Raw genomic sequence first — 13,289 nt, forward strand, 5'->3', positions numbered from 1 at the left:
CCCCGCGGTCAACGGCCGCCGGCGGAGGTGCGGGAGCGGTGGAGGAGCCAGATGAAGTAGGGGGCGCCGAGCAGGGCCATCATCAGGCCGGCGGGAATCTGGGACGGGGCGATGAGGGTCCGGCCCAGGGTGTCGGCGGCGGCGACGAGCAGGGCGCCGAGGAGCATGGCGGCCGGGATGACGCGGGCGTGGCGGACGCCGGTGAGCGCGCGGGCCAGGTGCGGGGCGACGAGGCCGACGAAGCTGACCACGCCGACCGCGATGACGCTGACCGCGGCCAGCGTGGCGGCGATGGTCAGCAGGAGCAGGCGGGTGCGCTCGCGGCGTACCCCGAAGATCTGGGGTGTGTCCTCGTCGACGGCGAGCAGGTCGAGTTGCCGGCGCATCGCGGCGACGCACGGGGTCGCGATCAGGAGCACGATCGCGACGGGCAGCACGTCGTCGAACGTGCGGCCGTAGGTGGTGCCGGAGAGCCAGGTGAAGATGCGTGGCGTGTCGTACGGGTCCGCGCGCAGCAGCAGGAACGTGCTGGTGCTGCTGAGCGCGTATCCGCACCCGATGCCGATCAGCAGGAACCGGTCGGGAAGGAAGCCCCCGCGGCAGGACAGCAACGCGATCAGCGCGAACGTGGCGAGGCCGGTGACGACGGCCGCCACCACGAGCAGGGGCAGGGGCAGGCCGGAGGTCACCACGATCACGGCGCCGAGCCCGGCACCGGCGGTGATGCCGAGGATGCCGGGCTCGGCCAGCGGGTTGCGCACGGTGCCCTGCACGACGGTGCCGGCGAGCGCGAGCGCGGCGCCGGCGGTGACGGCCGCGGCGACGCGTGGTGCGCGGTCGTCGAGCGCACGGGCGATCAGGTCCGGGGCGGTGCCCTGGAGCCAGAGCGCGAGGTCGCCGGTACGCAGCCACAGGCTGCCGGCCAGCAGGCCGACCAGTACGGTGGCGGCGAGCAGGACGGCGGCGACGATCACCACCGCGAGGAACCGGGGGTACGACCGGACCGCGACCTGAGCGCGCGGCGCCGTGCCCAGGTCCCGCAGGCGCAACGCGAGGATCACGATGACCACGGCGCCGAGCAGCGAGGTCGGGATGCCGGTGGGGATCGAGGCGGCGGCCTGCGCGCCCAGGACCGCCCGGAGCACCACGTCGGCCAGCAGCACCAGGAGCGCGCCGGCGAGGCCGCAGGCCGGGATCAGGAACGCGTGCCGGCTCAGCACGCCGATCCGTCCGGCCGCGAGGCGGACGGCCACGGGCGCGGCGAGTCCGACGAACGCGAGCGGGCCGGCGAGCGTCACCGAGATCGCGGTGAGCGTGACGGCGGCGAGCACGGTCAGGATCCTGGTGGCCCGCACCGGTACGCCGAGTGAGGCGGCCGCGTCGTCACCGAGCCCGAGCACGTCGAGCCGCCGGGCCAGCAGCAGTGCGACGACGAGGCCGAGCGCGATGACCGGGGCGGCGCGGGTGGCGGCGTCCAGGTTGAGCTGGGCGAGCGAGCCGCTGCCCCAGGCGTACAGGCCGGTCGTACCCTCCTTGAACAGGATCAGGGTCATCGCGGTCGCGGCGTCGAGCGCCATCGCGACCGCGGAGCCGGCCAGGATGAGCCGGGTCGAGGCGGCACCGGAGGCGGCGCCGACCAGGCCGAGCACGAGTCCGGCCGCGAGCAGGCCGCCGGCGAAGGCCACGGCGCCGGACGCCCACAGCGGGATCGCGATGCCGGCCGCGGCGAACGCGGTCAGCGCGAGGTAGGCGCCGGCCGTGACCGCGAGCGTGTCCGGCGAGGCCAGCGGGTTGCGGGTGATCGACTGGAGCAGCGCGCCGGCCGTGCCGAGCGCCACGCCGACCGCGACGCCGGCGAGCACGCGGGGCAGGCGGGAGCCGGTGAGCACGTCCTCGACGGGGACGCCGCCGACCTGTTCGCGCGCGCCGAGCAGGTACCGCAGCAGGTCCCGGAAGCCGACGCCGGAGGTGCCCTGGGTCAGGTGCCACAGCCCGGTCACGGTGACGACGGCGAGCAGGACGACCAGCACGGCCGCCCCGCTCGCGCCGCGGCCGAGCCCGATCGAGGGCAGCGGCCGCGGTGCGGGGGTGTCGCTCACTTCGAGGTCAGGATGTTCACGTAGGCGTCGATCGCCTGTTCGTTGGACTTCGGGCCGCCGGCGCCCCAGACGCTGTTCGGGAACGAGTGCGCGCGGCCCTCCTTGACGGCCGGCAGCGCGTTCCAGATCGGGCTCTTGGTCAGCTCCGTGAGGTAGTTGTCCGCGGTGCCGTCGTTGGCGTAGAACAGCGTCGCGCCGCCGACCGCGGTCAGTCCCTCGATGTCGGTCTGCGCGAGGCCGTACGAGGGGTCGACGCCGCCGCTGCCGTAGGCCGTGTTGATCTCGTCGGTCCAGGCCGAGGTCATGCCGAGCTGCTCGCCGATCTCGGTGAACAGCGCGCCCTTGCCGTAGGGGCGGATCACCACGTTGCCGCCCTCGATCCAGCCGTCGAAGAACAGGAACGTCGTCGCGGGTACGCCGGCGTCCGCGATCTTCTTCTTCCCGGCCGCGAACGCCTCGTCGAAGTGCTTCAGCACCAGGTCCGCCCGCTCGGTGCGCCCGGTGGCCGTACCGATCATGGAGAAGACGTTCTTCATGTTGTCGATCTGCCCCGACGCGTCGGCCCCGACCGTGGCCAGCACCGGCACGCCGCGCTGCTCCAGCTTGGCCAGCAGCTCGTCGTCCTTCTGGTAGACCTCCATGATGATCAGGTCCGGGTTCGTGGCGAAGAGCGCGTCGAGGTCCGGCTCACCGCGGTCGCCGGCGCCGGCCGTGCCCGCGGGCAGCTTCTCCGCGGCCACGTACTGGGTGTAGCCGGCGGGGTCGGCGACCGCGACCGGGCTCAGGCACAGCGTGAGCAGATCCTCGGTCTGCTGCCACTCCAGCGTGGCGACGCGCTGGGCCGGCTTGGCGAGCTCGATCTTCCGGCCGATGCCGTCCGTCATCGACACCGGGCCGGTCGAGGTGGTCGTGGTGTCCTCGGCGCAGGACTGGGACGTGGGGGCGGACGGGGCGGCGGCGACGTCGTCGACGTCCGTGGTGCCGCAGGCCGTGAGCGCCAGGGCGATGGCGGCGAGCGTGGCGGCGCCGGCCGCGCGGCGATGGACGAACATCATGCGATCTTCTCTTTCGGGGTGGTGTGGAGGTTCCGGACGGGATGCCGTCCGACGGGGTCGATGCGCAGGCGCCCGGTCCGGGGGTCGGTCCCGACGTCGACGCGCAGGCCGTACACCTCGCTGAGGTTCCCGGCCGTGAGCACGTCGAGCGGGTCGCCTGCGGCGTGGATGCGCCCCCGGTGCAGGAGCACGACCGTGTCGGCGACCCGGGCGGCGTGGTCGAGGTCGTGCAGCACGATCCCGACCGCGGCGCCGCGTTCGCCGGCGAGGTCGCGGACCAGGTCGAGCGTCTCGATCTGGTAGCGCAGGTCGAGGTGGTTGGTGGGTTCGTCGAGGAGCACGACGCCGGTCTCCTGGGCGAGGCAGGCGGCGAGCCACACGCGCTGCATCTCGCCGCCGGACAGCTCGCCGACCGGCCGCTCGGCCTTGTCCTCGATGCCGGTGGCCCGCATCGCGCGGTCGATCGCGCCCCGGTCCTCGGTGGACGGCCCGGCGAAGCGGCGCCGGTGCGGGTGGCGGCCGAACCAGACGACCTCGTTCACGGTCAGCCCGTGCGGGGCCTGGCGCGCCTGGGTGAACAGCGTGACCTCGCGCGCGAACTGGCGCACGGTCAGCGACGACACCGGCCGTTCGCCCAGGTGCACGCCGCCGCCGTCGACGTGGTGCAGGCGGGCGAGCGCGCGCAGCAGCGTGGACTTCCCGCTGCCGTTCGGCCCGACCAGCGCGGTCACCCGGCCGGGCGTGAGCACCGCGGAGACGCCGTGGACCACGGTGGTTCTGCCGTAGCGGAGCACCAGCTGGTCGCCGCGCAGGACTGAGGTGGGCATCGGTCGGCTCCGTCTAAGTAAGGATTGCCTTGCCTAACGGAGGGTAAGTCATGATCAAATTGTCGACAATCCCGTACTCCGGACAGCCGATAGAGGATTCAGGACAGGCTGCCCGGCGTCACCTTCATGACCCGCCGGAACGCCGCGATGAACGTGCTCGGATGCGCGTACCCGAGCCGCGCCGACACGCCCTGCACGTCCGCGCCCGCGGACAGCAGCGCCACCGCCTCATGGATGCGCAACGCCTGCCGCCACTGCGCGAACGACAACCCGGTCGACTCCCGGAACGCCCGGGTGATCGTCCGGTCGCTCACCCGCAGCTGCGCCGCCCACTCCGTCAGGCCGCGCGCGTCCGACGGGTCGTCCAGCAGCGCCTCCGCGATCACGTCGATCCGCCGGTCCCCCGGCAGCTCCAGCGCGAACCGGCGGTCCGCGGCCTCCAGCACGTCGAACACGACCGCCTCGGTCCGCGCCCGCGCGCCGTCGTCCAGGCCCGTGCCCGCCAGCCGGACCAGCAGCGAGTCCAGCAACGGGGTGATCGTGATCGGCGTCGGCCCGGAGAACTCGGTCGGCGTCCGCTCCGGCGCGAAGAACGCGAAGAACAGCTCCGTGTCGGCGGTCACCCGGCCGCCGTGCACGATGCCGGCCGGCAGCCACATGCCGTACCCGGGCGGCACGGTGAAGATCTGATTCCCGATCCGCGAGGTCAGCGTGCCGCCGCGCGCCCACACCAGCTCGTGCATCGGATGCGTGTGCGGCGTCCACTCCGTCGGCACCGCGTGCCGCTCCGACTCGGACACGATCGCCAGCGGCGCCGGATCCCCCACCGGCCACGACCCGCCGCGCCGCACCACCGTGCCCGAGTCCCGCCGCCACGTGCCGAGCCCCAGATCGTCACGGTCCGGCGCACTCATGCCGGGAGCCTAGCGTTGCCGATTCCACGGGCGACCGACACCATGTGCGGATGGGCGGGATCACCAACCGGGTCACGGGCGAGATGCTGCACCACGTGCGATCCCGGTGGAGCGGCATCAACTCGGTCGAGCGCGAGTACCGGCGGCAGCCGTTCCGGGCCGTGCGCCCCGGCCGCGGCCAGCCGCCCGCGCCCGGCGAGATCGTCTGCGAGACCTGCGGCGAGACGATCTCCTACCGGATCTCGTCGGCGCACTCCACCGTGCGGCGCCGCCGGATCTGGCTGGCGGTGGCGCTGTCCGGGATCACACTCTCGGTCGTCTCGACGGTGCTGCTGTTCCAGCGGATCGACGGCTTCGACGGCTGGCCGGTCCTGGGCGGCTCGCTCGGCTTCGGGATCTTCGTGGCCGGCCTGGTCGTCCGGGTCAGCGACGACGGCGTGCGGGTCGGCCGCCGCCGCCCCGGCACCCGCCCCCACGTCATGCGCACCGGCACGCTGAGCACCGAAGGCTACGAAGGCATGTGACCGAGCGCGTCCGGCCATCCCCTACCGGGCACACCGCCACCTCCCCACGATCGACGTCGCCTCATCGGCCGCCACGCGCCCCGCCTGAGAAGTCGATCGCCTCCGGACAAGCCTTGCCACCAGCTGCTTTGTCATGATCCGGAAGATCAAAGGCCAAAAGCCTTAAAAGCGGATTTTCCCACTTCGCGGTGGTTGCGGTCCGCATGCTCCCGCGGGCACCGGTCGTCGCTGGCGCTCCTCCCTCCCACTCCCGCGCCACACCGGCTTCCACCAAAAACCTGCCCGCGCGCTCACCACCACCGCCGAGCGCGCCACAAGACGCGACGCCACGCGACACGCGACACGCGACACGCGACACGCGAGACGCGAGACGCGAGCACCTGCGGGCGGGCGGGGCGTCCACGCACGTCCGGCGGGCCAGTCCCGTGGCCGGGGGCGTCACTCCGGTCGTTGGAACGACATGATGACGCCCCGATCACTGAAGGAGTTACCGCAGCGGGCACCGTACGGCCGCGGGCGCGGGACGCGCCCCGGCCGGCACGCGCACGACGTGACTCGCGTGCCTTCCCCGACCACGACGGAACCGGCTCCGACGCCGGGAGGCAAGCGGAGCGCCAGCGGAGTCTTGGCGCACGGCGAGGTTGGCCCGCGGGAGCAGCGCTGCCGCATCACGCCGGAAGCGGGAAGATGACCTGGATCTTGATCTTCGTGAAGCGGGCGGCGCGTCACCCCATGCTTGAGCGTCAGGGTCGGGGTCTGGGGCCGTCCCAGGCGAGCTCAAGCGCCCGCGGGAGCAACGCTGCCGCACCACATCGGAAGCGGGACAATGAATTGGATCTTGATCTTCAGGAACGAAGCGTCGGGTGCGGTCAGCGGATGCCGGCGTCGGCCAGGTCCCGGGGGCGCTCGGCGGACGGCCCCGGGGGCGGGGCGGGCGTGAAGACGAGGTGGCGCTGGAGGAGGAAGGTGGCGGTGAGCAGCAGTGCCTCGGTGAGGAACTTCGCGGTGGGGACGGACGGGATGACGGCGGTGAGCGTGGTCAGCAGGGCCACGTTCGCGGCGAGCGTGGTGGCGGCGAGCAGCGTGTAGCGGCGGAGGGCGCGGCCGAGCGGGGCTGCGCGACCGAAGACACACCGGCGGTTGACGGTGAAGTTGATGGAGGCGCTGATCAGCCGGGCGGTCACGGCCGGGACGGTCACGCTGCCGGTGAGCGTCGCCAGCAGCAGGAACAGGGCCGTGTCGACCGTGAAGGCGAGCAGGGACGACGCCGCGTAGGCGAGCACGGACGACGCCGCGTAGGCGAGCAGCGGGCCGAGGACGCGGAGCGAGTCGTGCAGCGGGCGGAAGTGGGACGAGGCGTTGGCGGCGAGGTAGACGGTGGCGATGGGGTGTTCGTCGATGGTCCAGCGTGCGCGGACGGCGCGCAGGAGCAGGCGCTGTTCGTACTCGAAGCGCGCGCCCGGGACCGTGCACAGCCACGGCAGGTGGCGGGCCGGGTAGGCGCGCAGGCCGGTCTGGGTGTCGGTCAGCGCGCGGTCGGTGGCCAGGCGGAACACGAGCCGGGTCGCCGCGTTGCCGAAGCGGCTGCGCGGCGGCACCACGCCGGTGAAGTGGCGCGCGCCGAGCACCAGGTCGGCCCGGCCGGACGCGAGGCGCGCGGCGACGGCCACGATGTCGGCGGGGCGGTGCTGGCCGTCGCTGTCCGCGCAGACCACGTCGCGACCGGGACGGTGCGCGGCGATGTGCGCGAAACCGGTCTTGAGCGCGGCGCCTTTTCCCCGGTTGCGGTCGTGCGTCAACACGTCGGCGCCCCGCGCGCGGGCCTCGGCGAAGACGGCGGCGAACCGGGGGCCGCTGCCGTCGTCGACCACCACCACGTCGTGGCCGGCGAGCGCGATGATCAGGTCGATGAGCTGCGTGTCCGGCTCGTAGGCCGGGATCAGGACGATCATCAGCCGGCCACGTAGAGGATGTCGCTGGTGCCGCGTTCCTTGCCACGACCGAGCGGGTCGTTGACCAGCGCGCCGTTGAAGATCATGGTGGAGGAGCCGCCGCCGTCCAGGTTGTAGGCGACGGAGGCGCCCCGGTCGGCGAAGATCCGGGCGAGGCCGCTCATGGTGACGCCGGCGCTCTTGTCGCTGCGGCCGTCGACGACCACGAGCAGCCAGTGGTTCGTGTCGATCAGGCCGATTCCGGTGCGCGGCTGGTTGCCCTGCACGGAGTGGTTGCCGACGTTGGTGTCGATCTCGACGGCGTCGATGCCGTCCAGCACGCGGCCGTCGCTGACCAGCCCGGGGCCGAACGACAGCGTGTGCCAGACGCCCTCGTCGATCAGCGCGGCCGCGGTCGTGGCGGTCTCGTCGTAGAGGCGGGCGGTGCCGTTCCTGAGGATCGCCAGGCCCTGGCGGGCGCCGCGGTCGCGGAACGTGACGCCGTTGCGGATCACGATGCCGGTGTCGCGGAAACCGTAGTAGTCACCGTTGATGGTGAGGACCGCGCCGACACCGGACGCGATCTCGGACGGGTTCGCGATGATGTTCGCGCCGAACTGGTCGTTCGCGAACGCGGAGCGGAGGATCGTGGCGTCGGTGAGCGTGACGTCCGCGACGACGTAGGTCACGTCGCCGGTGTCGACCGTCTCGATCGTGACGGCGGCGGTGCCGCTGGTGTAGCCGGTCGCGGTGGCCGTGCCGGTGCCGGACACGTCGGCCAGCTCGGTGAGCTGGGACGCGTTGGCGACCTCGACGTGGTCGATGACGTATCGGTCCAGCGCCCACGCGCTCGTGCCACCGGCCACGGCGAGAAGACCGCCGCCGAGCAGGGCCCGTCGGGAGAAGCGGCTCATTTGCGCTGCCCGCCGCGGTTGCCGCCACCGCCGGGGCCGCCGCCGAAGCCGCCGGCCGGCGCCTCGCCCGCGGTGGCCGTCGCGATCTGCGTTGCCGCGCCCGGGTCGCCCGACTCCGCGAGGCCGCCCGTGTTCGCGCCGGACGCGGACCCTCCGCGGTAGACGGTGTAGGCCTCGCCGGACACGATCGCGGGCGCGGAGTAGACCAGGTTCTGGATCTGTTTCGACGTGGTGAACGTGGCGAGCACGGTCCCGTCCGAGGAGACGACGTGCAGCGTGGTGCCGGCCGCGATCGTGGCGTCGAACGTGACGGACACCCAGCCCTGCGCGGAGTCCGCGGTCGGGGCCACGGCCATGCCGGAGCTGCCGGCCGCGAGCAGCACGCCGCCGGTGACCGTGAGCGTGCCGTTGACGTCGAGCGCGCCGTTACCCTGGCCCGCGGGTCCGTTGACCACGACCGTGCCGCCGCTGATCGTGGCGCTGCCGTTGGAGTCCAGACCGTCGCCGTCCGCGTCGATGATCAGCGTGCCGCCGGTGACCGTGACGGAATAGTCGCCGGCCTCCATCTCGCCGCCTCCGCCGGGGCCGCCGCCGGTGCCGGCGCTCGACCCGCCGGCCGCGTTGAGGCCGTCGTCGCTGGACACGACGTGCACGCTCCCGGCGTTGACCGTGATGTCCGCGGCTTCGAGGCCCTCGTAGGACGCGGTGACCTCCACCGTGCCGCCATCAACGACAAGGGCGTTCTCCGCGTGTACGCCGTCGTCGCCGGACGCCAGGCGCAGCGTGGCACCGGCAAGATGCACCGAGCCGTCGCTGTGCACCGCGTCCTCGGCCGCGTCGGCCGTGATCGTGCCGGCCGCGAGCACCGTGACCACGCCGGACTTGAGGCCCTTGGCGGAGGCGTCGTCCGCGACCTGGGTGCCGTGACCGCCGCCGGACGCGACCGTGAGCGTGCCGCCGGTGACGACCAGGTCGGTGACCGCGTCGGCGCCGTCACCGCCCGCGGTGATCGTGACCGTTCCGGCACTGATCACTATGTATCCGGAGTCCCCGTCGGTGTCGTTGTCCGCCTTGAGCCCGTCGCCGCCGGCCGTGACCGTGATCGCGCCGCCGGTGATCGACAGGTAGTCCTTGCCGCGGACGCCGTCGTCGGCCGCCTCGACCGTGACCGTGCCGCCCGTGATCAGCAGTCCGTCCTTGCCGGTGATGCCGTCGTTGCCGTTGCCGTGGACGGTCAGCGCGCCGGTGCCGGCGATGGTCAGGTCCGCGGCGCTGAACAGGGCCGCGTTGACCTCGGCGTCGTCGGCGTAGGTGTTCGCGTCCGAGAGCGTGCTGGTGGTGCCGTCCGCGAGCACGATGACGGCCTGTTCGGCCGCGGTGACCGCGATCGCGGCCGTGGTGCTGCTGGAGATGGTGGCGCCGTCCAGGATCAGCGTGACCGTGGCACCGTCCGCGTCGACGACGACCTGGCCGTCGGTGAGCGTGCCGCTGATCCGGTACGTGCCGGCGGCCGTGATCGTGACCGTTTGCCCGTCGACCGTGGCGCCGGGGCCGTCGATGGTGGCGGTGTCGCCGGTGAGCGTGATGCCGGCGGTTTCGGCGTCGGTGGTGGTGTTCGTGGTGTGGACCGCCTTGTTCGCGGCGAGCACGGCCTCCGCGGTCATCGATCCGTCCACGTAGGACGCGGTGTCGGCGGCGGCGGTCGTCGTCGCTTCGGACGTGGAGCAGCCGGTCAGCATCGCCGCGGCCAGGACCAGGGAGGAGACGGAGGCCAGCAGCTTCTTACGGGAGATCTTCATGAGCGGGCGCCTTTCGGGGTGGGGGCGAGGCTGCGCAGGACCGGCAGCCAGCGGTTCGCGGGCAGGCCCGGGTGGAGCGCGGCCATGCCGGTGGCGTACTTCGAGACCGGGGCCGGTCGGCGTCCGAGCGACCAGAGCAGGCGGTCCGCCTCGGATGCGCCGGCCGGCGACTTCGTCTCGACCACGACGCTGTCCGGCACGTGGCGGGTGTCGCCGTCCGGGCGTTCCCAGGTCAGGCCCTCGTCGATGGTGACGCGGGCGCCGGAACCGGGGAGGAAGAGCGTGGTGCGGCGATAGCGGGTGGTGAGCACGGGTTCCAGGTGCAGGCCGGCGGCGGTGATGCCGGCGTCGGAGAGAACGGAGGTGACGTAGGCGAGGCCGGTGCCGGTGAGCGCCGGGGCGTCGTGCGGGGTGCGCTGCTTGACGGTGCCGCCGCGACGGCCGCGCGTCTTGACCTCGATGAAGCGGGCGCCGCTCTCCTCGTACCGCCGAAATCTGATCTTGAATCTGTGCCGGCGCCGGCGGGCCGCACCGAGGTAACTGGCGAGCGCGGGCGTGTCCAGGTAGTCGGAGCGGTAGTGGAACGTGCGCAGGCCGTCGATCTCCAGCACGCCGGTGTCCGCGCCGAGGCCGTCGAGGAAGCGTGGGAGGCAGGCGGCGGGAAGGATGTACTTGCGGTCGACGCGGTGCAGGAGCGCGGCGCGGGCGACCAGCTCGTCCAGCGAGATGGGCCTCATCGTCCGGTCTCGATCCGCATGACCTCGTGGATCTGCTCGATCGCCGGGCCGCGGGCGGGTGAAGGTGCCGCCGGGCCGCGGGCGGGTGTCTCCGCCGCCGGGCCGCCGCGGGCGGGGGTCGTGGGGTGGCGTGGGGTGAGGTAGCGGACGTCCGCGAGCGTGGTGTCGTTGACCAGGTCGACGCTCTTGATCGAGACGCTCAGGACGCGCGTGCCGAGCAGCGTCTCCAGGTGGGCGCGCAGCGCGGTCTCGTCCGTGTGCGCGCTGTCGAGCCGCAGCGTCTGCGAGCGGTGCCGGCGGAACAGCGCGGGGTGGTCGCCGATGAAGAGCGCGGCCACGATCAGCGTCATCAGCGCGCCGGTCAGCGGCGTGATGCTGCCGCCGAGGCCGGCCAGCAGGCCGAGCGCGAGCGCGGCGAAGTAGTAGGCGACCTCGTGCTGCGCGATCTCGTCCGAGCGCAGGCGGATGATCGACAGCACGCCGAACAGGCCCAGCCCGAGCCCGACGCCGACGGTCGACGAGGCGAGCACCACGGAGACCGCGAGGACGCCGATGTTCACCCCGAGGAACGCGGTGACCAGGTCCCGGCGGTGGTGGCGCGGGAAGTAGATCCCGAAGATCAGCACTGAGATCGCGACGAGATCCGCGACGATGACGGTCAATTGCTGCACGGCCTGTCCTTAAGCTCGGATTCACGACTCGTTCATTTAGGCCGTCGAATCTCGGAGCCGGCTGTGGACTGCCAGTGCGCCACCGATGAGTCCGCGGGTCGCGTTCACCGCGGTTCCTGCGGGAGCGGCCGTGCCCGCTCCTGCGCTTGGCCGCGACCGCAGACCCCGTGGCCATCGGCACCGGGCGCCAGTGGGCTGTGCACGAGCGTTTACCGGCACCTGCCGGTGATCAGGGCGTCCCTCACGTCGTTAGAACGACGTGAGGGACGCCCTGATCTTGGAGGCACGGCACCCGTCGAACGTTGGTGGACAGCCCACCAGACGCCACCTCCACTCCCGTAGACACTGTCTACGCCCGCATGGTAGACAGTGTCTATGCACGATGAGGAGACCCTTCGCGCCCGGCTGATCCGCGTCGGCGGGGAGCTGCTCGACCGGGACGGCCTGGCCGCGGTGTCGCTACGGGAGATCGCCCGGCACGCCGGCGTCTCGCACGGCGCGCCACGCCGCCACTTCCCCACGCACCTCGAGCTGCTCTCCGCGATCGCCCGCGAGGGCTTCCTCGACCTCACCGCCCGCACCGACACCGCACTGGCCGGCGCGACCGGCGACGCACGCGACCGCATCGGCGTACTCGCGCGGGTCTATCTTGACTTTGCCGCCACCCGGCGTGGCCGCTACGAGCTGATGTTCCGCCACGACATCCTGGCCAGCGGCCACCTCGGCCTGCGCGACACCAGCCTGCCGCTCTTCCAGCTGCTCACCGCGCTGGTCGCGCAGGCCCGCCCGGACCACGCCGCACCCCGGATCGTCGCGGGCGCGCTCTGGGCGAACCTGCACGGCATCGCCCAGCTCTGGCACTGGGGCAGCCTCGCGCTCGCCACCGACGCCACCGGCCCCGAGGCGCTGCTCGGCGCCGCGCTCACCGCGCACCTCGGCCCCGTCGCATGACCCGGCTGTATGCGCTGGCCCAGCACACGCTCGGCGCCTACCTGCGCCGCACCTGGCGTCCCACTGTCGAGGGCCTCGAACACCTGCCCGCCGACGGCGGCGCGATCCTGGCCGCCAACCACCACTCGATCGCGGACCAGCTGTTCCTCGCCGTCGTCACCCCGCGGCACATCGCGTTCTGGGCCAAGTCCGAGTACTTCCGCTCCCCCGGCCCGACCAGGCACATCGTCACCGGCCTGGGCGCGATCCCGGTCGAGCGCGCCGGCGGCCGCGCCGCCCTGACCGCCTTCGACGCCGCCATCCCGGTCCTGCGCGCGGGTGGCCTGGTCGCGGTCTTCCCCGAGGGCACCCGCTCCCCCGACGGCCGCCTCTACCGCGGCCGTACCGGCGTGGTCCGCCTGGCCGACCGGGCCTGCGTCCCGATCGTCCCGGTCGGCATCCGCGGCACCGACCGCCTGCGCGGCTCCCGCTTCCCCCGCCCGCACCCGATCACCATCACGTTCGCCCCGCCGGTCCCGGTCGAGGTGTCCACCCACGCCGACATCCGCCGCCTCACCGACACCCTGATGACCACGATCCAAACCATGACCGATCAGGAGTACGTCCCGCGCTACGCCCACCCCTGACCGGGTGCGATGCTTCCGCCCGTGATCACGAGGGAGCGCGCGATCGCGCTGGTCGAGGACCGGCTCGTGCGGGAGCCGTCCACCACGTGGAGGAACACGCGCTGGGCTGGCTGGTGAGCCGGCAGTCAGCGGCCTGGGCCCGTGCGCCGAGCATCGGCCGCGCTGACCGGCCACGGCCGCTACCTTTGTCCGAGCGCGGGGAGCCGGCCGGACAGGCTCCCCGCGATACGACCGACGTCCG

12 protein-coding genes are annotated in these 13,289 nt (G+C 72.9%); 3 read left to right on the plus strand and 9 right to left on the minus strand.

Translation table 11 applies throughout. The features are described from left to right. Window positions 1–8 precede the first annotated feature (8 nt). The 4 genes from OP04_RS06925 to OP04_RS06940 all read right to left on the minus strand — a co-directional run bounded on the left by OP04_RS06925 (window position 9) and on the right by OP04_RS06940 (window position 4,895). Window positions 9–2,099, minus strand: coding sequence for an iron ABC transporter permease (locus OP04_RS06925; protein ID WP_033338707.1), 2,091 nt, complete (start codon window positions 2,097–2,099; stop codon window positions 9–11). Beyond that, a complete protein-coding gene (locus OP04_RS06930) occupies window positions 2,096–3,154 on the minus strand; it encodes an iron-siderophore ABC transporter substrate-binding protein (protein ID WP_033338708.1) in 1,059 nt (352 codons plus the stop codon). Before OP04_RS06930 ends, OP04_RS06925 begins: the two co-directional genes overlap by 4 nt. Beyond that, window positions 3,151–3,981 carry an ABC transporter ATP-binding protein gene (locus OP04_RS06935; protein ID WP_033338709.1) on the minus strand — a complete coding sequence of 277 codons (831 nt, stop codon included), beginning with the start codon at window positions 3,979–3,981 and terminating at the stop codon, window positions 3,151–3,153. Before OP04_RS06935 ends, OP04_RS06930 begins: the two co-directional genes overlap by 4 nt. A gap of 98 nt (window positions 3,982–4,079) precedes the next feature. Next, the gene (locus OP04_RS06940) at window positions 4,080–4,895 is read right to left on the minus strand and encodes a helix-turn-helix domain-containing protein (RefSeq protein WP_051797220.1); all 816 of its coding nucleotides are present in this window, start codon (window positions 4,893–4,895) and stop codon (window positions 4,080–4,082) included. Between the two features lie 50 nt (window positions 4,896–4,945). On the opposite strand from OP04_RS06940, the gene OP04_RS06945 reads away from it, so the two are divergent. Beyond that, window positions 4,946–5,419 carry a hypothetical protein gene (locus OP04_RS06945; RefSeq protein ID WP_033338710.1) on the plus strand — a complete coding sequence of 158 codons (474 nt, stop codon included), beginning with the start codon at window positions 4,946–4,948 and terminating at the stop codon, window positions 5,417–5,419. A gap of 869 nt (window positions 5,420–6,288) precedes the next feature. Here the strand turns inward: OP04_RS06945 and OP04_RS06950 are convergent. From OP04_RS06950 to OP04_RS06970, 5 genes are read right to left on the minus strand one after another with little or no spacing between them, the layout of a single operon-like run. Then, window positions 6,289–7,371 (minus strand): glycosyltransferase family 2 protein, encoded by a 1,083-nt coding sequence (locus tag OP04_RS06950; protein WP_033338711.1) that lies wholly within the window; start codon window positions 7,369–7,371, stop codon window positions 6,289–6,291. Further along, window positions 7,371–8,264, minus strand: a complete 894-nt coding sequence (locus tag OP04_RS06955) for a phosphodiester glycosidase family protein (RefSeq protein WP_033338712.1) — start codon at window positions 8,262–8,264, stop codon at window positions 7,371–7,373. The genes OP04_RS06950 and OP04_RS06955 overlap by 1 nt, the downstream gene beginning before the upstream one ends. Further along, window positions 8,261–10,063 (minus strand): carbohydrate-binding domain-containing protein, encoded by a 1,803-nt coding sequence (locus OP04_RS06960; protein WP_033338713.1) that lies wholly within the window; start codon window positions 10,061–10,063, stop codon window positions 8,261–8,263. Before OP04_RS06960 ends, OP04_RS06955 begins: the two co-directional genes overlap by 4 nt. Next, window positions 10,060–10,800, minus strand: coding sequence for a polyphosphate polymerase domain-containing protein (locus OP04_RS06965; protein ID WP_033338714.1), 741 nt, complete (start codon window positions 10,798–10,800; stop codon window positions 10,060–10,062). The genes OP04_RS06960 and OP04_RS06965 overlap by 4 nt, the downstream gene beginning before the upstream one ends. Beyond that, window positions 10,797–11,471, minus strand: coding sequence for a DUF4956 domain-containing protein (locus OP04_RS06970; protein WP_085066284.1), 675 nt, complete (start codon window positions 11,469–11,471; stop codon window positions 10,797–10,799). The genes OP04_RS06965 and OP04_RS06970 overlap by 4 nt, the downstream gene beginning before the upstream one ends. Before the next feature lie 375 nt (window positions 11,472–11,846). Between OP04_RS06970 and OP04_RS06975 the strand changes: the two genes are divergently transcribed. Together OP04_RS06975 and OP04_RS06980 are read left to right on the plus strand one after the other, a co-directional pair. Beyond that, window positions 11,847–12,422, plus strand: a complete 576-nt coding sequence (locus OP04_RS06975) for a TetR/AcrR family transcriptional regulator (protein WP_033338715.1) — start codon at window positions 11,847–11,849, stop codon at window positions 12,420–12,422. Then, window positions 12,419–13,048 carry a lysophospholipid acyltransferase family protein gene (locus OP04_RS06980; RefSeq protein ID WP_033338716.1) on the plus strand — a complete coding sequence of 210 codons (630 nt, stop codon included), beginning with the start codon at window positions 12,419–12,421 and terminating at the stop codon, window positions 13,046–13,048. Before OP04_RS06975 ends, OP04_RS06980 begins: the two co-directional genes overlap by 4 nt. Window positions 13,049–13,289 lie beyond the last annotated feature (241 nt).

Origin of the sequence: Catenuloplanes japonicus (assembly GCF_000717135.1) — a bacterium.
GTDB lineage: Bacteria > Actinomycetota > Actinomycetes > Mycobacteriales > Micromonosporaceae > Catenuloplanes > Catenuloplanes japonicus.